The following is a 20,535-nucleotide window of genomic DNA, read 5'->3' on the forward strand; positions in this document are numbered from 1 at the left end:
ATTAGAAGGAGCCATGAAAAAACTGAAATAGAAGTCACCTACTACGGGACAAGAGAATTTTCAACATTAGACTTACACGCAAATTTGCTAACCTTTTTCGAAAATATAGAGTAGAAACAAACAGTCAGATAGAGTTATTTTTCATTTTTATATTTTAGCAATTGCTTAAATAAGCAAATTTACTACATTTGCACTATGGATAATACTTCGTGCATAAGACAAAAGGCAGACACTAAACAAATTAATCGATGTAAAGAACGAGTTTCAGAACTCCAAGGTTCGTTTGACTATTTGTCTAACGGACTTGAATTGGCGGGAAACAATGTAAGGTTGAAAATTCTGTTTCTTCTTTATGAAGAAAAGCGACTTTGTGTTTGTGATTTAAGCGATATTCTTGGTATGACAATTTCAGCAATTTCTCAGCACTTGCGAAAACTCAAAGACCGAAAGCTTATTAAAACCGAAAGAGAGGCACAAACCATTTTTTACTCATTGACAAAAGAGTATGAGAAAATGTTGGACCCATTTTTTAAAATACTTGACGATAAAAAAAATTTAGAAACAATATGGTAACGGACGGAAAACTAATTGGGACTGGACTTTTGACAGCAATAGCAGCTTCATTATGTTGCATTACACCTGTTTTGGCTCTCATAGCAGGAACAAGTGGACTTGCTTCAACTTTCTCTTGGCTCGAACCTTTTCGTCCATATTTTATCGGGTTAACTATTTTAGTGCTTGCTTTTGCTTGGTATCAAAAATTGAAACCGCAAAAGAAAATTGACTGCAACTGTGAAACAACTGAAAAATCAAACTTTATGAAAACAAAATCATTTTTAGGAATTATTACCGTTATGGCGGCTTTACTTTTATCATTTCCGCTTTATGCTCACATCTTTTTTCCAAAGACCGAAAGTAAAGCAATTATTACCCAAACTTCCAAAATTCAGAAAGTTGAGTTTACAATCAAAGGGATGACTTGATCAGGTTGTGAACACCACGTTATAACGGAAGTTAGTAAACTAAAAGGAATTGTGGAAGTTGTGGTTTCTTATGAGAAAGGCAATGCCATTGTTAAGTTTGACAACAAACAAACAAGTATTATAGAAATTGAAAAAGCTATCAATTCGACAGGTTATAAATCAATAAAAAGTAAAATTATATCATAATGGAAATTAAATTACAATCAGTAATAACTTGTCCAAACTGCGGATACAAAAAAGAGGAAACAATGCCGACAGATGCTTGCCAATATTTTTATGAATGTGAAAATTGCAAGACGAGATTAAAACCATTGCAAGGCGATTGTTGTGTGTATTGCAGTTACGGGACTGTTCCTTGTCCTCCAATACAACAAGACAAAAAATGCTGTTGACAAACTGGAAGCAACCTCGTCCGAGAGAATGCAGATTTCTCTGGATATTTAATAAATAATTGGATATGTTTTGGTGAAAATAAATGACAATGACTGAATTAGAAAATGTTTTACAACAAAGAAATATAAAGCCCACAGCAATGCGTTTGTTGGTAGTAGAAAAATTATTGAAACAGCAATATGCCATTAGTCATAAAGAATTGGCAGAACTGTTTGAAAATGCAGATAATGTCACTTTGTTTAGAACTTTAAAAACATTTTTAGAGCATAAACTTATTCATACCATTGATGATGGAACAGGTGTTGTAAAATATGCACTTTGCCAATCCGGTTGCAGTTGTAATCCTTCGGAGCAGCACACGCATTTCCATTGCTCACAATGCAAACGGACTTTTTGCCTTACAGATGCAGAAATACCGAGCATTAATCTTCCTCAAAATTTTAAATTAGAAGGTATCAATTTGGTTCTCAAAGGAAGGTGTGACAGATGCAATTAAAACAATCTGAAACTTTGCAATCCGATTGCACAAATTATTTTTCTATATTTGTACCCTAATGAAATGGTTTCTCACAATATGGACTTTTTACCTGATGGTACTCGCAGCGTTGCCTTGCAGCGATGCAAGCAATCAGAGTGAAGATACCGTTCCTAAATTTGAAACCGCCCAATCTCACGACCATAACCAGGATAGCGACGACAATTGTAGTCCTTTTTGCTATTGCAATTGTTGTAGTATAAGTATTGCTACTTACCATTTCAAACCTTTTGAAATCAAGCAACCTAAACTTGCTTTCGTTACTAAAAAAATCACAATCCGTGATTACACCTTAATTTCCCGCTACCAAGGAAATATCTGGAACCCACCCAAGTTTAATGTTTAATTTTTACAGATTTTCTTAATGCTATTGATGGTTTGTTGCAAGCCTCAGTAATTGTATGCCTTTTATTGGCTTTACGGTACTGTTAGCGTGTTCGTGTTATGTATTTTCTATGAATGTTTGTTTATAGAAATAATTACAGGCATTATCCACTTCATCCAATAGTTATTTGATTATCTGTTGGCTTCTTATGGCAAGAGGTAATAATTTATTTATCAAAAAATTAAACAGATACACGTGTTAGATAACATTATAAAATTCAGCATCAAAAACAAGCTCGTCATTGGGATAATGACCTTGTTACTCATCATTTGGGGAGTGTGGAGTGCCACAAAACTACCCATTGATGCCGTACCCGATATTACTAATAATCAGGTGCAAATAATTACGGTTTGCCCCACATTGGCAGGACAAGAAGTAGAACAATTAGTAACCTTCCCTATTGAGCAAAGCATTGCCAATATTCCAGATATAGAAGAAACAAGGAGTATTTCAAGATTTGGCTTATCGGTAATTACAGTAGTATTTAAAGATAAAGTAGACATTTATTTTGCCCGTCAGCTTATCAACGAAAAATTAAAAGCAGCCGAAGAGAAAATCCCGAAAGGAATTGGTACGCCAGAACTTGCACCAGTAAGTACCGGATTGGGAGAAGTCTATCAATACATCATCCATCCGAAAAAAGGCAGTGAAAAAAAATACAATGCAAAAGACCTACGCACAATGCAGGATTGGATTGTAGCAAGGCAATTATATGGAACTCCCGGAATTGCCGAAGTAAATAGTTTTGGTGGCGAACTGAAACAATACGAAATAGCAGTAAATCCAAATCGCTTAAAAGCAATGGGTGTAAGCGTTACCGATATTTTTACCGCATTAGAAAAAAATAACCAAAATACAGGCGGTGCCTACATTGATAAAAAACCGAATGCTTATTTCATCCGTGGAATTGGCTTGGTTACTTCATTAGATGATGTAAAAAATATCAGTGTAAAAAAAGATGGAGGCAGTATTCCCATTTTTATAAAAGACGTAGCAGATGTACGTTTTGGAAATGCGGTAAGATATGGCGCAATGACTTATAACGGCAAAGTAGATGCAGTTGGCGGTGTGGTAATGATGTTGAAAGGCGAAAACAGCAATGAGGTTGTAAATCGCATCAAAGAGAAATTACCAGTTATTCAAAAATCCTTACCCGAAGATATTATTATTGAACCCTATTTAGACCGTACAGAATTAGTTGGCCGAGCAATCAGTACTGTAGAAAAAAACTTGATAGAAGGTGCATTGATTGTCATTTTTGTTTTGTTTCTTTTCTTGGGGAATTTTAGAGCGGGATTGATAGTAGCATCCGCTATTCCATTAGCAATGCTGTTTGCCTTAGCGATGATGAATGTGTTTGGCGTAAGTGCCAATTTAATGAGTTTGGGAGCAATAGATTTTGGATTAATTGTAGATGGTGCGGTAATTATTGTAGAAGCCACATTGCATCATTTAGGTTTAAGGAAATCTACACAAAGGCTCACACAGCAAGAAATGGATAATGAAGTATTTACCTCAGCTTCCAAAATTCGTAATAGTGCAGCCTTTGGTGAAATCATTATCCTAATCGTTTACATTCCTATTTTGACTTTGGTGGGTGTTGAAGGAAAAATGTTTCGGCCAATGGCACAAACAGTAGGTTTTGCAATCTTTGGAGCGTTGATTTTGTCTTTGACCTACATCCCGATGATGTGTGCTTTATTCCTATCTAAGAAGCCAGTACACAAAGAAACTATTTCGGATAGGATGATGAATTGGCTACAAAGAAAATACCAGCCATTGTTAGAAAAAGCCATCAGAATAAAATATTGGCTAGTAGGTATAACCGTTGCCATATTTGCTTTTAGCCTTTTTTTATTCAGCCGAATGGGTGGCGAATTTATACCACAGTTACAGGAAGGCGATTTTGCCTTTCATTGCATTTTGCCACAAGGCAGTTCATTGAGCCAGAGTATAGAAACCTCTATGCAAGCTTCAAGAATTATTAAAGAATTTGACGAAGTAAAGATGGTAGTAGGTAAAACCGGAGCGGCAGAAGTGCCAACCGACCCAATGCCACCTGAAGCTACTGATATGATGGTATTGCTAAAGCCTCAAAGCGAATGGAAAAGTGGCAGAAGTTATGATGAATTGGGAGATGCTATCAATGAAAAATTAGAAGCAATACCTGGTGTGTTCTTTGAAAAAAACCAGCCGATACAAATGCGTTTCAATGAGTTAATGACAGGTATCAGGCAAGATGTGGCGGTAAAAATATTCGGCGAAAACTTAGATACATTAGCGTTGAATGCCGACAAAGTAAGCAAAGTTATTCAAACCGTAGAAGGCGCTACAGCTCCGCAGGTGGAACGTGTGAGTGGGTTACCACAAATAAATGTTGAATATGACCGTACTCGTTTAGCCAATTATGGAATTAATGTAGAAGACGTAAACAATGTGGTAAGTACTGCTTTTGCAGGAAAAAGTGCAGGTGTGGTTTTCGAGAATGAAAGAAGATTTGATTTGGTGGTTCGGTTAGATAGTATTCACAGAAGCAGTATCGAAGATGTAAATAATTTAATGATACCAACTTCTACAGGCAATCAAATTCCGTTATCGCAAGTGGCTACGATTGATTATAAATTAGGTCCGGCGCAAATAAGCCGTGAAGCAGGAAAAAGAAGAATTGTAATCGGGTTCAACGTTGCAGGCAGAGATGTGCAAAGTGTGGTGGAAGAAATTCAACAAAAATTAAATGCACAAATAAAATTACCACCGGGATATTATTTCACGTATGGCGGTCAGTTTGAAAATCTAAAAGAAGCCAGCAATCGATTAATGATAGCCGTTCCTATTTCTCTGTTATTGATTTTTGTTTTGCTCTATTTCACGTTCCATTCCTTCAAACAGGCAGGTTTAATATTTACCGCAATTCCGATGAGTGCCATTGGTGGTGTATTGGCTTTAATGCTTCGTGGAATGCCTTTCAGCATCAGTGCGGGAATTGGTTTTATCGCCTTGTTTGGTGTCGCCGTTCTCAACGGAATTGTATTGATAGGTACTTTCAACCAATTGGAAAAAGAAGGAATGAAAGATGTTTTCAAACGAGTAATCGAAGGAACAAAAATAAGACTTCGACCTGTATTGATGACAGCAACCGTTGCGAGCTTAGGATTTTTACCGATGGCACTCAGTAGCAGTGCAGGTGCAGAAGTTCAAAAGCCTTTAGCAACCGTAGTTATCGGTGGTTTGATTACGGCAACTTTCCTTACGTTGTTCGTTCTGCCATTACTCTACATCATTTTTAATTCAAAAATTAATTTAAAAAGAAAACCCAAAGTGAAACCTATTGTAACCATAATTGTATTGCTTTTATCAATGGTAGGCTTTACAGCAAATGCACAGACAAAAAGTTTAACTAACGTTGACGATGCGATAAATATTGCCCTGCAAAATAATCAAACCATTAAAGCTTCAGATTTAGAAATTGATGCAAGCAAAGCGTTGAAAAAAACAGCCGGAGAATTACCCAAATTGGATTTTAATGCACAGTTGGGACAGTACAACAGTGTAAAGTTCGACCAGTCTTTTCAGGTGTCGCAAACCATTCCTTTTCCATCATTATTCGGTGCAAAAAAGGAGTTGATTAATGCTGAAATTAAAGGCAAAGAATTGCAGAAGAACTTGAGTGTTTTAGAATTAAAAAACCAAGTGCGTACTTATTATTATCAAATTTTGTACTTGCAGCACAATCAAAAACAACTACAGGAATTAGACAGTTTGTACAACAATTTCATAGGCATTGCAAAGCTTCGTTACAAAACGGGCGACACCAAAAAAGTGGACATCAGTACGGCAGAAGCCAAGAAAGGCGAAATCAATTTGTTATTAAAACAAAATGAAGTTTTCTTAAACAATGCCATTTCCAATCTGAAAACATTGATGAATACAAAAGAAGATTTTTCCATTACAGAAAATGGAAATTATCAACCATTACAAATTTCAAATTTGTTGGATAATGATGCTGTAGCCAATCATCCAATCATTCAATCTTTGTATCAGGAAGCTACAATTGCCGAACAAACCAAAAAAGTTGAGCGGGCGCAAGGTTTACCCGATTTTACGATTGGTTATGTCAATCAGTCTTTAATTGGTTTTCAAAATGTGAATGGAGCTGAGAAGTTTTTCAATGGCGGAAACCGATTTAATTCTGTAAACATTGGCATCGCAATTCCCATTACTTACGGTGCTACAAAGGCAAGGATAAAATCTTTGGATTATAGAAAGCAAGCAGCCGAAGCCAATGCACAACAGCAACAGAAAACATTGGCAACGCAAATGCAAAATGCTTTGTTGCAATACCAGCAGGATATGAAGCAGTTCAATTATTTTCAGCAAGAAGCTTTGCCTAATGCTAAAGAAATTGTTTCAGCGGCACAATTGGGTTACAAAACAGGCGACATCGGTTATGTAGAATATCTTTTTGCCTTGCAAACCGCAACAGATATTCAGTTGAATTACCTCAAAAGTATTCAGCAGGTCAACCAATCTGTAATCAATATTTATTCATTCATCAATCAATAAGTACAAATGAAATTCAATATAAAAAAAATCACGTTGATGACAGCCATAGCTGTTTTACTATTTGCTTTTTCTGCCTGTAAAAATGATAAGAAAGCAGAAGATAAATCTGCCGAAACCAAAACTGCAGGAAAAGAAGAAGCACCACACGAGGAAGAAACGCCAACCATTGCCACACTTACCGAAGAACAAATAAAAACGGTAGGCATACAATTAGGCACCATTGAACACAAGGAATTAACAGCAACCATCAAAGCAAACGGAAATCTGAAAGTTCCCAATAACAATAAAGCCAACGCCACTTCTTTGTATGGCGGTGTCATAAAAACACTGAAAGTTCAAATTGGAGATTATGTAAGAAAAGGTCAGGTTATTGCAACCATTGCCAATCCGCAGTTCATCCAATTGCAGGAAGAATATTTGAGTACAGCAAGCAGAATTACGTTTGCAGAACAGGAATTAGCAAGGCAAAAAGAACTGAATGAAGGCAATGCAGGTGCAAAGAAAAATCTGCAAAGTGCTACTGCCGAATTAAGCAGTTTAAGAACCCGCAGAGCTTCCTTGCAACAGCAGATACAATTAATGGGCATCAATCCAGGTTCGGTATCAAACGGAAATTTAAAATCCGCATTGGTCGTAACCAGTCCGCTGAATGGTACGGTTAGCAACGTTTTTGCCAAAATTGGAAGTTATGTAGATGTTTCTTCGCCGGTTATCGAAATTGTAGATAACAGTTCATTGCATTTAGATTTACAGGTGTTTGAAAAAGATTTACCACAGGTAAAAGTTGGACAAACTATTCATTTTACTTTAACCAATAATCCTACTGCTGAGTATGATGCTACAGTTTTCAGCATTGGTTCATCCTTTGAAAACGAGAGCAAAACCATCGCCGTTCATTGTCGTGTAAATGGTAATAAAAGTGGTTTAATTGATGGAATGAACATCACTGGTATTGTCAGTCTTAGCAATGTAACAACTCCAGCTGTACCCAATGATGCGATTGTAAATGCCGATGGCAAATACTACATTTTTGTACAAACCGACAAAGAAGCAGAAGCCCATCACGAAGAAGGAGAAAAAGAAGGCAACCACAAAGAGGGCGAAGAAAAAGACCATAAAGAAGATAAAACGGCTAAGAATTTTGAAAAGGTAGAAGTGCTAAAAGGCGTATCTGATATGGGTTACACCGCAGTAACATTTGTAAATGAAATTCCTGCCAATGCAAAGATTGTAGTAAAAGGTGCGTTTTTCGTCAATGCAAAACTAAGCAATGCAGGTGGTCACGAACATTAAAAATTGAACGCTATGATTTGGCTAAAATTTTATTTGCCGGTGTATTTGGTGTTGTATATTATGGTAGCTTTTGTGCCACCATAATACCGAACCTACAAGCAAACTGGCATCAATCCCATAACTTTTGGCAAAACAGATATTGCACACGACTATATCGGTTTTGTGATGAAAGTATTGATAGCATTGCTTTTCGTTGCGGTATTCATCTATTCGTTCAGCGATAAAATGTATCAATATTTAGTACCGATTTCTAATTTAATGAAAGACGTGTTTTTAATCATTGCATTAATACTGATACACCTTTCATTACTATGGATTTCAGTAGCGCAATATCAAATGAGTAACAGTTGGCGTGTCGGTATTGATGAAAATAACAAAACCGAATTAATCACAAAAGGATTATTCTCTTACAGCCGGAACCCGATTTTTTTGGGAATGATAATCAGTGTTGCAGGAATATTTTTTATACTACCCAATGCACTTACATTTTTCTTGATGCTTACTACCTATATCGTTATTCAAATTCAGATAAGATTAGAAGAAGAGTTTTTGGAAAAACAACACGGAGAACAATATTTAATTTATAAAAAAACAACTAAAAGACTACTCTAATGGAGCACAAACATAAATACGATGCACAAGGCAAGCAAATTTGCTGTTCGCCGCAGGAAGCAAAAATAAATGAAAAAGCCGATGAAAAATTGGTGCAGCAGGAAGGTGCCAAAGCCTTACCCGTTATTGAAGAAAAAACAAGAGAGCGCCACTTCAAAGGCGATGGTCATTTTCACGGTACAAGGTTCAAAGAAGAATTAGACCACGACCACAGCAACGAACATTCAGACGATGATGGACACGACCATAGCCACGATGAAAATAAGTCCACCCTTCAAATGTTCTTGCCTGCAATCATTTCATTCGTGCTATTGATGATTGCTATTGCTTTTGATAATTGGCTACCGCAATCCTGGTTTACAGGTTGGGTAAGAGCTGTTTGGTATATAATAGCTTATGCACCAGTCGGATTTCCTGTTATTAAAGAAGCATTTGAAAGCATCCGCAAAAGCGATGTATTTTCAGAATTTTTATTGATGAGCATTGCCACTATCGGAGCTTTTGTCATTGGCGAATATCCGGAAGGAGTTGCCGTAATGTTGTTTTATGCGGTTGGCGAAGTGTTTCAAACTTTGGCGGTTACAAGAGCCAAAGCCAATATCAAAACCTTGCTCGACCAAAGACCCGATGAAGTAACGATTTTAGAAAATAACCAACCTAAAACTGTAAAAGCAGAAACCGTCAACATCGGCAATATCATTCAATTAAAACCCGGAGAAAAATTAGGATTAGATGGCGAATTATTATCCGAAACGGCAGCATTCAACACCGCAGCATTAACTGGCGAAAGCAAACCCGACACCAAAACCAAAGGCGAAACTGTTTTAGCAGGAATGATAAATTTAAACACAGTTGCACAGGTAAAAGTAACCACGGCATATACCGATAGCAAGCTTTCAAAGATTTTGGAATTGGTTCAGAATGCTACTGCACAAAAAGCACCAACAGAGTTATTCATCAGAAAATTCGCAAAAATCTATACACCAATTGTTGTGTTATTAGCAGTGCTTATTACTGTTGTTCCTTACTTTTTTGTTGATAATTATTTGTTCAGTCAATGGTTATACAGAGCATTAGTGTTTTTGGTTATTTCTTGTCCGTGTGCTTTGGTTATCAGTATTCCTTTAGGGTATTTTGGTGGAATTGGTGCCGCTTCAAAAAATGGGATTTTATTCAAAGGAAGTAACTTTTTAGATGTGATTGCAGGTATTCAGAATGTTGTGATGGATAAAACCGGAACAATGACCGAAGGCGTTTTCAAAGTACAGGAAGTTAATTTGAAACCTGAATTAAATAAAGACGAAATTCTGAAATTGGTAAATGCCTTAGAAAGTCAAAGTACACATCCTGTTGCCACAGCCATTCATCAATATGTAGGAGAAATTGACAATTCCCTAAAATTAGAAAACACAGAAGAAATAGCAGGTCACGGATTAAAAGCTATCGTTAACGGAAAAGAGTTATTGGTAGGAAACTTTAAACTGATGGATAAATTTAATATCCAATATGATGTAAATCCAAACGATATTGTAGAAACATTGATTGCCATTGCTTATGAAGGAAAATTTGCGGGATACCTTACCATTGCGGATAGCATCAAAGAAGACGCTGCCGAAACTGTACAGAAACTTCAAAGTTTAGGAGTAAATGTTACAATGTTGAGCGGTGATAAAGCAACGGTAGTCAAAGCTGTAGCAGGAAAACTGGGCATACCTAATGCTTTTGGCGATTTATTGCCGGAAGATAAAGTGAATAAAGTCAAAGAAATAAAAGCACGGAATGAAACGGTTGCATTTGTTGGCGACGGTGTCAACGATGCGCCGGTTGTAGCTTTAAGTGATGTTGGCATAGCGATGGGTGGCCTTGGGAGTGATGCCACCATTGAAACCGCTGATGTGGTAATTCAGGACGACAAACCTTCAAAAATCCCAATGGCCATTAATATTGGCAAGCAAACCAAAAAAATTGTTTGGCAGAACATCGCGTTGGCCTTTGGAGTAAAAGCAGTGGTCTTGGTATTAGGAGCAGGGGGGTTAGCCACGATGTGGGAAGCAGTCTTTGCAGATGTGGGCGTAGCATTGCTTGCCATACTAAATGCGGTAAGGATTCAGAAAATGAAATTTTAAACAAAGCGGGCTTCGGTCCGTTTTTTTTCTTTCTGGGTAAAAAATTAAGTGTTGCGTATAGACGCAGAAAAATGGTGCAAAAATCTAATAGTTGATCACATAAATCGTCAAATAAAATACTGTTTCTCCGCTGAATGATATAGCAGCATTATTCACTTTCGCCACCGCGCACAGCAATATTCCTATGTGCCGACGCACATACCGCAATGACGACCGCGTGCCAGATATTCTTCGATGGTCTGAATAAGTCACCATTAAATCGAGGTCGCTTTTATACTAAAATTACCCAAATTCAACTAGTGAATTTCAGATCTACTGCTCGTTGGTCACTTAGCTAAAAAATCAGCATCAATTTTTTCCGTATTTTCTAAACTGACATTTATAGAGGAAATTCCGCAGGCTGTTGGCAGTACGTTAATAATTAATGTTGTGTAGATTTTGATGCGGGTATTTCTAGTCCCTACTTCTAAAATCAGGGACTAAATCGGGGATTGTTTAATGGTTTATACGATGCCTTTTGCTTTTATAAAATTATCTAACTTGCATACTGTCAGTAAAATGATGACTTACATTGCTTTATTGGTTCAAACAAAAACTCACTGTGGAACTACATGAGCATTTTGATGAAATTCACCCAAAAGTTTTAAATTTTTTAAATGACAATGAAGAGAAGATAATTGAGGGCTACGAAGAAAATGTCGGGCACCCATTTCAGCATGTCTTTAATTCTTTTCTAAATTTATTTAAAGTAAGGTTTCCTCTTGTAACAAATTCAGAAGTTAACATTTTTAGATATTTTTTTGTTGAAAAGTTGCAAAGTCACTTCCGCAAAGAACTTCAGGACTCAATTGAAGTATGCAGTCAAACATATTTTGGAAAATTACTACATAACATTCGTGAAGATAAATCTCGATCCGAAAGATGTTTCTTCTGTTTATGCCGTTAAACCTAAACTTGACAACCCAAGGATTGCCAAGCAACATGGGGCATTCTTAATTTTTGGTATTAGTCCATCATTATTTACTGTTTTCGGGTTATATAAGCCAATGGCTAAATTTAACAAAAAATGGATTGAAAGAGGAAGTGATTCAGATCAACGAATTATTATCGATAAAAAGTCTAAAACTCAAATATTACAACAACTGGAAAGCTTTGGTTTCAACTAAGCTACTTTATTTCCAGAAGTCGATATAGTTGCAAGTTTTGTAAAATTCAAATACTTAAAAAAACTGGATTAATAGATTTTGGATTTTAATAATAAATATGAAACATTGGATGATTTTATTTCTTCCCGCCTTAATGATGAAGAAGTGGGAATCTGGTTTTATGACAATGGTTTAGAGAAGTTTATTATTAAGTTGCCTAATCATATTATTAGAGCCATCAACCAAGGATGTAAATTAGAAATGTTAGTAGGGCAGTATTTTGTTTCAGAAAAAACATACCCTGTTATTGGATTATTCATTTATGACCATATTGATAATCCCTTGATTGTAACTCAATCCAGTAATTTTCTGCTTGAAATAGATGCACTTAAAATAATATTGAAAAGTGGGAATTCAATTTTAGTGGACTTTTATGATGAATTGGGGGTTCCCGTTTTATCAAGCAATGCTACCCTAAGTGAGAATACTGTTGAAATTCAATGGCAAAACATTGATACTGAATATAACAATGATAATTGGAAGAAAGTTTTAGATCAAATGAAATTGGATTTTGACGCCAAAAACTATCAAGATTTTCAGAGAATAGAAATAAATGTCTCCAATGGAGTTGCGATACAATCTGCTTTTATTACTGATCAAAATATTACCACTCATTATTTAGAGGAAAAAGAGGGAGATCAACTTGAAAAAAAAGTGTTCGTACCCTTAGAATCTATATTTAAAACCAATAATATTTTTCTCAATCCTTATTTTAATTCTTCAGGCAGAAAAAAGGAACTCACCGATATTTTTGCCCATTATGAATTGGGAACATTTTATATTGAATCCAAGGTTTTATCTTCTCAAAAGTCTTTTGATAAATCCATTTCCAAACAACAGGATAATATTAAAAAGCAAATATTAAAGGCGGTTAATCAACTTGCCGGAGCTTTGAGAAATGTATCAAATGAAATTTCGGTATTTGATTCTAAATCAAATCTGAAAATTGAGATTAACAAAGGGTTAGTACCACAATGTATTATTTTAGTTTCAGAATTACCCTCATTTGGGGAATGGGAAGATTTGAACATTTCAATTTTTGAATTAATTTCAAAATATAACTGTTATCTCAATATAATGGAACTTTCTGACTTTATGAAGATTATTAAATTAGCCCGCGGAAGCATCGAAAAATTGGATTATTATCTTATGAAAAGGGCAGAAGGTTTCGAAACAACAAAGACTTTCTTTTATAAAACCGAGGTTGTGTTTAATTAAGTGTTTTAATAATTTATTTTTTATTCCAGGTTCTAGAAAGACTATTTTCAATCTTTATTCGTCCGATTTCTCTAATTATTTGAGAAGCGAATCTTCTTTTTCGTCGCAAATATTTTCTAAATTTGCGACAAAATAACCGTAAATTGCATATGCAAAGCATTGATGATAAAATACTTGTAAAAATAAAAAAAGCGAAGAGGGGTACGCTGTTTTTTATTGAAGACTTTCTTGCTTTCGGCAATGCCAGAGCAGTTGCAAAAGCATTGGAAAGATTGGTCAATAACGGCGGTATTTCCCGTGTCGCGAGGGGGATTTACGCTGTTTTACAAACGGATCCAGTTTTGGGAAATATTCAGCCTTCTGCCGAACAGATTGCAGAGGCAATTCGCAAAAGAGACAAGGCGCGCATTATTCCAACGGGAATTCTGGCGCTCAATGCACTAGGACTCTCCACCCAGATTCCCCTCAATTTGGTGTATCTCACAGACGGTTCTGCACGAACAGTTGATCTCGGCAAAAGAAAAATAAAATTCAAAAAAACAAGCCCGAAAAACCTCGCTGCGATTGGTGAAATAAGCGGACTTGTAATCCAAGCTTTGAAAGAAATCGGGAAGGACAATGTCACTCAACAGGAAAAGGATTTAGTTATAGAAAAACTTAAAAAGGAAAATCCATACCGCTTGGAACACGACATTCGCCTTGCGCCAGAATGGATTAGGATAATAATGCGGAACGCCATAAATAAAAATAATGACAAATAAATTTTTAGCCCTTCCCCAATAAACGAGGGTCCTTGCTTTTACACAAGTTGCCGAAAAAAGAGGAATAACACCGTTTGCCGTGGAAAAAGACTGGTGGGTATCGCAACCTTTGAAAGCGGTTTTTGAATTGGATGTAGCCGAGCATTTGGTTTTCAAAGGTGGCACCTCGCTGAGCAAGGCGTGGAACCTCATAGAAAGGTTTTCCGAAGACATTGATTTGGCCATCGAAAGAGAGTTTCTTGGCTTCGAAGGAAATTTGACTAAAAACAAGAAAACCAAATTAAGGAAGGCTTCCGGTCAATATATCAGCGAGGTTTTTTATTTAGAATTACAGGAAAAATTTAAAGAGAAAGGCTTGGAAAATGTCACTTTCTCGTTGGCCGAAACCCAGAATTCCGATCAGGATCCTCGTATTATCAATATTTTTTATCCAAATATAATTGAAGTTACGGAATATCTGAAGCCGAGAGTTCAAATAGAAGTCGGGTGCCGTTCATTAATTGAGCCATTTACGATGAAAAAAATTTCCGCGATGGTTGATGATGAATATCCAGAGCAGAGTTTTTCGGAAAAAAGCGAAGAAATACCATCCGTTAATCCGGAAAGGACTTTTTTAGAAAAAATTTTCCTTCTGCATGAAGAGTTTCAGAAAACCGCTTAAAAAATAAGGGTAGATCTGCTCAGCCGCCATTTGTACGATCTATATGCTTTTTCAAAAACAGAATATGCAGAAAGTGCCCTACAGAATAAGGAACTCTATGAAACCATTGTAAAGCACAGAATGGAATTTACCAAAATCACCGGTATCGACTATAGCCTGCACAGCCCATCCACAATAAACCCTATTCCACCAGAAAATATCATTGGATTATGGGAAAAAGATTATGCCAAAATGCGAGAAGAAATGGTTTATGGCGAAAACAGACCAACTTTTTCTGAAATAATTGAAACTCTTAAAAAATTGAAAGATAAAATCAACAGCCTCAATTGGGAAATGATTTAAGGGAAAAGGTTTTGCTAAAATATTAAACAAATACTCCTACTTCAAAACCTCGTCAATAATCTTATCCAATTTATTATCCGGAAGACTGTTTAAATAAGACATTGTAGATTTTATATCTTTTTGCCCAAGTGCTTCGCGGATAGTCTCAATTGAAATATTATTGAACTTCAAAACTGTGGCAAAAGAGTGACGGGCGCAGTAATAAGAGATATTCTTCCTGATTTCCAGTTCTTTCATTATTTCTTTCAACTGCATATTCACATAATAGGTCAGCACTTTTTTGGATCTGTTTTTTAGGTAAATCTGCGTTGGCTTTTCGGTATTCATTATGTTGAAAATGAACTTTGAACTGTCTTCGGATTTGTATTTTTCCATGATATTCCGAGCGTAATCATTGATTTTAAAACTCACCGGAACGCCTGTTTTACTGCGGATATAATCAATACGATCAATATTCAAAAATTTTTTTTCCAACTTAATCAAATCCAAAAAGTTGATTCCTCTTGCATAATAACTGAACAAAAACATATCTTTTGCAAAAGAAAGTTTTTCGTCTTTTGGCTCATATTTCTTGAGTTTTTCTATTTCTTCTTCATTCAGATACTCCTTTTTCCCACTTTCCTTCAGTTTTGAAATTTTATATTGCTTAAAAGGATATTGTTTTTCCGTAATTACTTGGCTTCTAATGGCTTGATTAAAAACCGAACGCAAAGTCCGCATTCTAATCGCAATACTGGATTCCCTGTTACCGCGAGAAATGCAATAGGCTTCAAATTTTTTCAAGTTAGAATAATCCAATTCATTAAAACTAATGTCTTTTTTGCCAAAGAACCGTTGCAGCGCATTCAGCGTATCTTTTTCCACTTTCGCTGTTCCGGTTTTATCCGATGCCAAAAGATTTCTAATCAAATCTTCGTGGAAACTCGTATAGGTTAAGGAAATGCTTTGTCCGCTGCTCGTCTTTAGTTTATTGATGAGATCAGGAAGCGTGAAGTAGATTCCATTTTTATCGAAATCGTCGATAATCTCGTCAATGATCTTAATTCTGCGCTCAATAAATTTGTTGAGGTTAGCGTGATTGGGATGCGAAGTTTTCAGACGACAAGCGTCAAAACTCCAGTCCTTCTCCTTGCAAGTTTTCCCGATTGAAAGACTTGTGTTTTTGCGGTCTTTTATAAATGAAATTATGATACTTCTCTCCCCTATTTTATTCTCTTTTGGAGCAAGTGTAAAGGTGTAACTTACCATTTTGTGTCAATTTTTATCGTTTTTCACGAACATTTTTTTCAGATATTCCTGTTTATCGTGTTTTACAAAAATTTTTTCACGAACATTTCACGAACATTTGCGCTCCAAAAGTAAAATATTATAAAATACTGTACAAGAAAAATATTTGTAAACAATTGATAATCAAAGAAAATAAAGCATAATAAAGATTAAGCAAATTATAATAAAACACAATAAAACCGACTGTTAATCAGAGGGTCCTTGGTTCGAGCCCAAGAAGAGGAGCAAAGTCATCAGAATTTCTGGTGACTTTTTTATTTGGGATATTTCCCGTTTCAACTTTTTTCCACAATCTCTATTTCTTCCTCTGTCAAACCATAAAGCTCATAGACCATTTGGTCGATTTCTTTGTCGGTGGTGTTGATCTGGTTTTGGATTTCCAGAACTTTTTTCTGTTCGGCAAGAAAATAATCCTCCCATTCGGATTTTTGGGATAGCGATAAATTAATCTTTAGCTTGCCGAGTTCTTTCAGGAAATCACCGTAGGAAAGCTGTTCCCAACTTTGTAATTTTTTCGATAAATTTTCCACTGAAAATTCCATTTGTAAATTTCGTTGGAATTTCCCGGAAAGTTCCTGGAATGCTTTGTTGAGTGAAAGCATTTTGTCGGCTTTTTCGATGATAAAGGATTGACTATTTTGAAGATTCTTGGGAATTGGAATTTGCTGTAATTGATTTATTTTGATATGTAAACCTTCTTGAAATTCAGATTCAAACCATTTGTTAATTAACTTTGAATTCATTAAAACTAAAATTGTTTTGAAAGTAAAACCTCCTTTCACATCATAAATTAGATTTAAAGTATCATTTGATAATATTGGTTCTTCACAATAACAAGCGTTGATCCTTTTGGAAATATCTTGTATGTATATTTTTTGGTGCAAAAAATTCTCTAGTATTCTTGGTCTTCCTCCTGCTTTTTGAGTAATTAGTTCAGGTTTATACCAAATCCATTCTGTAGGTTCGGAATAATAATATCTTGTGATATTTCGACCTCTTAGAATTGGGTAAGAGCTGTCATCAATTTTCCTGTCAAAAATAAATCTATTGTCATCGCTTGTTTTTATTCCTAAGGAAAAATCTGCAATTTCTCCCAACTGAAATGTCTCAATATCAAACTTAATCTCTGAACTAAATGAAAAAGTTAAAGTTGGTGACTTTTTTATTCGGTTATAATTCAACTTATTTCTTAAAGTCAAAAACTCATTATTAATCAGTTCTTTTAAAATTATATTGTGGTCGATGGTTTTTTCTTTCTTAAAACTCAAAATGATTGGTGTTACAACTGCATCAGCAAAAACATCATTTGGAAGTTTTATTAATTCCAATATTTTGGTATTATCAATAATGAATCTTCTAAATTCGGAAAAACTTTCAGTGCCTAACCATGAGTTCGGAAAAATAAAACTCAAAAGTCCTTTGTCTTTAAGTACTCCATAACCCTTTTCAATAAAAATACTGTATAAATCAGATTTATTTTTTACAGTTTTGTATTTTGACTGATAAAAGACTCTTTCCTCTTTGTTCAGAATATTAACAATATTTACATACGGCGGATTCCCAATCACCACATCAAAGCCACCTTTGTACTTGTTCCGATATACCTCCTCCGGAGTTTTGGTGAACCCCGAAATAATCTTCTCCAGCTCATCGCTTTTTGGCAGCATATGATTGACCCTGTTTTCCTCAATATATTCCAAAACCCGCGAGAAATGCGTCACCTCATACGGAAAACCGCTTTCCTGATCACTGAGCCACTCCCAACTCTCCGTATCCACCGAGAAAAACTTTTGCGACCACAGGTGATTGTCGTGCTCCCCGGGGAAATACGAAGCCGGATCCTCCAAGGCATCTCGATGCCTTGACTTATCAATCTGCAACGGATCATCAATCTGCGATGGTTCTGTGATTGCCGATAGGTTGGTAATCTGCAATGAATCGGTATTCTGCAATGGGTCCTTATTCTGCAATGGGTCGAGACCCATTGGAGAGGAGGTGGTCGAGGTGGGTGTCGCGGAAACCGGTGCCGTGTCGGAAACCTCGGCGGCGGAAGTCTCGGTCATCCAACGGTTCAGCATTTTGCTGCTGATCGATTTCATCAACCTTACTTGGTGCAGCAGTTCGTCTTCGGAGCAGGTTAGGGAAATATGGACGTGGTCTTTGCAGACATTCCATGCCAGAATGTCGAGGTCATAGTCTTTGGCGATTTGGGCGAATATTTCTGCAAGTTTTATTTCCTGTGGTAAACTCAGTTCTGCAGGTTTCCCGGGAACAATCCCTAAGCGCCGCATCCGAGCGGAAGTTCTGCTGTTGTGGGTGGTAAAGACCAGGTGATACGTTTTCTTCTCTTTAAAGACTTGTGGAAATTCTTGTTCCCAATTAAACGCTTTTTCTCCGGCAACTTTGGGATCGTCGATGAGTGAGTTTCCGCATTTGATGTTGCTGCTTAAATCATTCAGTTTTCTACCATAAACCGCGGTTCTTAACCACAAAGAAAGTTTCGCAATCTCGACGGATTCCTCGTTAAGATCTACACCAAAAAGATTGTTTTCCAAAATGCTTTCGGAATGGTAGGTGAAGGTGATCGACGAGCCAGTGAGCTTTGATTCCATTACATCAATGTAATGGTGTTCCTCGATCAGAAAATTGAGTGCTTCATTCAGGAATGCTCCACTTCCACAAGCTGGATCCAAGATGGTGATTTGCAGCAACCACTTTCGGTAATTTACCAATTTTTCCAAAAGGATTTTTTTGGTTTTTTCCTGTCGTTTTCTGTCGGCGGAATATTCTTCTTCCACAATTCCGAACTCCGCTTTTTTCTCCTCACAAAGTTTACCGACCGTGTTTTCAACAATGTATTTGGTAATGTATTTCGGGGTGTAGAAAACGCCGTCTTTCTTCCTTTTGGTTTTTGATTTCTCGATTTCCTTTCCTTCAATCTGTGCCTTTATTTCGTCGATTTCGTTCAGGGAATTTTCGAAAATGTGTCCTAAAATGTTCACATCCACTTCGCTGGCAAAATCATAATCTGAAAGTTTGAGGGTGTTTCGGTACAGTAGATCATCATCAATAGTGATGTTGTCTAAGATTTCATCGGGTTTAAAAAGTCCGCCGTTATACGCAAATACATCGTGGTTCTTGCCTTTGAATCCGGTGTTTAAATAGCCAAAATATTTCTTAAAGCGACTGTAAAGTGGCACGTATTCATCAAGATCCTTTAGTTTGTTCCATTGGTTGAGAATCTGTCTTACCGAGTTTGGTGGTAATAAGCCCCGATCTTCCCCGAAAAATAGAAACAATAAGCGGTCAAGAAGTTTTTGGGTTTTCTGAAAGAGTTCGAGTTGATCGTAGTCGGGATTCTGTTCGACGAAGTTTTGAAAAAGTTCCTGTTTAAAAACGGAGTAATCCTTATAAAGCTTCTTGGTGATCACATCTTCCTGACTTACGGATTCGTCTTTTATCTTTTTCGGGACATTATTTTTGATGTTGTCAAAAGATAAAAACAGGTGCAATACACTGAAATCTTCTTTATTTAAAGTAAATAGATTGAATTCCTGAAAATGTACGGTGTCTTCAATGTAGAACCTCAGTTTCTCGAAGTTGGAAGTAATCACGTATAAGCATCCAGGTTGGTTACTTTTATAATTAAATGCTTGTGATTCTACTTTTCCAAGGTCGATGGTGTTGGTTCCTTTGAGTTCGATTACTCCCACCACTTTTTCATCAACCAGAATTCCGCCATCAGCTTTTTTGGTGTCTTTAATGTTGCGAAGTTCCGTTGTGAGATTAAACCCGTCATGTGGATTGAGAACATAATCAAAAACCTTTACAAACAAATCCCGAAGAAATCCTTCCTGATATTGTTCTTCCTTGGAATTCCGTATGTTTTCCTGAATTGCAGGATTGTGGAAATGTTGAGAGAAAACCATCCATTTTCTGTCAATTTCTTCTTGGTTTTGGGACTTCAGGTATTTCTTGATTATCGTTTTTTGGAACATGTTTGAATTTAAACAATAAAAGTAAGAAACGGGGTTTGGTTTCGCAAGAATTGGTAGAAAAATGTTAGAATTCCGAAACTTCAGCATGGATCAAATTTTGTTTCTAATGGAAACCGAAACAATCGTCAACAAAAAAAGCCACCAACTTTGGTAGCTTTTCTTATTACTGAAAG

General features: G+C 36.3%; 13 protein-coding genes and 2 pseudogenes. 13 read left to right on the top strand and 2 right to left on the bottom strand.

From position 1 onward, the window contains the following. Positions 1-195 precede the first annotated feature (195 nt). The 13 genes and pseudogenes from MTP09_RS01315 (at position 196) to MTP09_RS01370 (ending at position 15,077) form a co-directional block, all read left to right on the top strand. Complete coding sequence (locus MTP09_RS01315; RefSeq protein ID WP_243549924.1) at positions 196-573, top strand: ArsR/SmtB family transcription factor; 378 nt, start codon at positions 196-198, stop codon at positions 571-573. Further along, positions 567-1,169, top strand: a pseudogene (gene merTP / locus MTP09_RS01320) (mercuric transport protein MerTP). Before MTP09_RS01315 ends, merTP begins: the two are co-directional and overlap by 7 nt. Next, complete coding sequence (locus MTP09_RS01325; RefSeq protein ID WP_071840018.1) at positions 1,169-1,375, top strand: GDCCVxC domain-containing (seleno)protein; 207 nt, start codon at positions 1,169-1,171, stop codon at positions 1,373-1,375. Before merTP ends, MTP09_RS01325 begins: the two are co-directional and overlap by 1 nt. Before the next feature lie 89 nt (positions 1,376-1,464). Next, positions 1,465-1,872, top strand: a complete 408-nt coding sequence (locus MTP09_RS01330) for a Fur family transcriptional regulator (protein ID WP_076782015.1) — start codon at positions 1,465-1,467, stop codon at positions 1,870-1,872. A 94-nt stretch (positions 1,873-1,966) separates the two neighbouring features. Beyond that, positions 1,967-2,257, top strand: coding sequence for a DUF6660 family protein (locus MTP09_RS14485; protein WP_396022232.1), 291 nt, complete (start codon positions 1,967-1,969; stop codon positions 2,255-2,257). A 234-nt stretch (positions 2,258-2,491) separates the two neighbouring features. Then, positions 2,492-6,859: a CusA/CzcA family heavy metal efflux RND transporter gene (locus MTP09_RS01335; protein WP_243549926.1), complete on the top strand. Its 4,368-nt coding sequence runs from the start codon at positions 2,492-2,494 to the stop codon at positions 6,857-6,859. Between the two features lie 6 nt (positions 6,860-6,865). Next, a complete protein-coding gene (locus MTP09_RS01340; protein WP_069798653.1) occupies positions 6,866-8,152 on the top strand; it encodes an efflux RND transporter periplasmic adaptor subunit in 1,287 nt (428 codons plus the stop codon). A gap of 165 nt (positions 8,153-8,317) precedes the next feature. Continuing rightward, entirely contained in the window at positions 8,318-8,764 is a 447-nt protein-coding gene (locus MTP09_RS01345) for a methyltransferase family protein (RefSeq protein ID WP_243549930.1), read from the top strand. Then, positions 8,764-10,890: a heavy metal translocating P-type ATPase gene (locus MTP09_RS01350; protein ID WP_243549931.1), complete on the top strand. Its 2,127-nt coding sequence runs from the start codon at positions 8,764-8,766 to the stop codon at positions 10,888-10,890. The genes MTP09_RS01345 and MTP09_RS01350 overlap by 1 nt, the downstream gene beginning before the upstream one ends. Positions 10,891-11,762: 872 nt before the next feature. Next, entirely contained in the window at positions 11,763-12,056 is a 294-nt protein-coding gene (locus MTP09_RS01355; RefSeq protein WP_243549933.1) for a hypothetical protein, read from the top strand. Between the two features lie 78 nt (positions 12,057-12,134). Beyond that, a complete protein-coding gene (locus MTP09_RS01360; protein WP_243549935.1) occupies positions 12,135-13,313 on the top strand; it encodes a hypothetical protein in 1,179 nt (392 codons plus the stop codon). Positions 13,314-13,462: 149 nt separating this feature from the next. After that, the gene (locus MTP09_RS01365; RefSeq protein ID WP_243549936.1) at positions 13,463-14,074 is read left to right on the top strand and encodes a DUF6088 family protein; all 612 of its coding nucleotides are present in this window, start codon (positions 13,463-13,465) and stop codon (positions 14,072-14,074) included. A gap of 79 nt (positions 14,075-14,153) precedes the next feature. Then, a pseudogene (locus tag MTP09_RS01370) lies at positions 14,154-15,077 on the top strand (nucleotidyl transferase AbiEii/AbiGii toxin family protein). A 36-nt stretch (positions 15,078-15,113) separates the two neighbouring features. Here the strand turns inward: MTP09_RS01370 and MTP09_RS01375 are convergent. After that, positions 15,114-16,325, bottom strand: a complete 1,212-nt coding sequence (locus tag MTP09_RS01375; RefSeq protein ID WP_243549938.1) for a site-specific integrase — start codon at positions 16,323-16,325, stop codon at positions 15,114-15,116. Between the two features lie 314 nt (positions 16,326-16,639). Then, positions 16,640-20,362 carry an Eco57I restriction-modification methylase domain-containing protein gene (locus tag MTP09_RS01380; RefSeq protein ID WP_243549940.1) on the bottom strand — a complete coding sequence of 1,241 codons (3,723 nt, stop codon included), beginning with the start codon at positions 20,360-20,362 and terminating at the stop codon, positions 16,640-16,642. Between the last annotated feature and the right edge of the window lie 173 nt (positions 20,363-20,535).

The sequence above is a fragment of the Chryseobacterium suipulveris genome (assembly GCF_022811685.1).
Classification (GTDB): Bacteria; Bacteroidota; Bacteroidia; order Flavobacteriales; family Weeksellaceae; genus Kaistella; species Kaistella suipulveris.

Coding starts and splice junctions, on each gene's coding strand:
- MTP09_RS01315 (WP_243549924.1), top strand. CDS start 196: ATGGATAATACTTCGTGCATAAGACAAAAGGCAGACACTAAACAAATT.
- MTP09_RS01325 (WP_071840018.1), top strand. CDS start 1,169: ATGGAAATTAAATTACAATCAGTAATAACTTGTCCAAACTGCGGATAC.
- MTP09_RS01330 (WP_076782015.1), top strand. CDS start 1,465: ATGACTGAATTAGAAAATGTTTTACAACAAAGAAATATAAAGCCCACA.
- MTP09_RS14485 (WP_396022232.1), top strand. CDS start 1,967: ATGGTACTCGCAGCGTTGCCTTGCAGCGATGCAAGCAATCAGAGTGAA.
- MTP09_RS01340 (WP_069798653.1), top strand. CDS start 6,866: ATGAAATTCAATATAAAAAAAATCACGTTGATGACAGCCATAGCTGTT.
- MTP09_RS01345 (WP_243549930.1), top strand. CDS start 8,318: ATGAAAGTATTGATAGCATTGCTTTTCGTTGCGGTATTCATCTATTCG.
- MTP09_RS01350 (WP_243549931.1), top strand. CDS start 8,764: ATGGAGCACAAACATAAATACGATGCACAAGGCAAGCAAATTTGCTGT.
- MTP09_RS01365 (WP_243549936.1), top strand. CDS start 13,463: ATGCAAAGCATTGATGATAAAATACTTGTAAAAATAAAAAAAGCGAAG.
- MTP09_RS01375 (WP_243549938.1), bottom strand. CDS start 16,325: ATGGTAAGTTACACCTTTACACTTGCTCCAAAAGAGAATAAAATAGGG.
- MTP09_RS01380 (WP_243549940.1), bottom strand. CDS start 20,362: ATGTTCCAAAAAACGATAATCAAGAAATACCTGAAGTCCCAAAACCAA.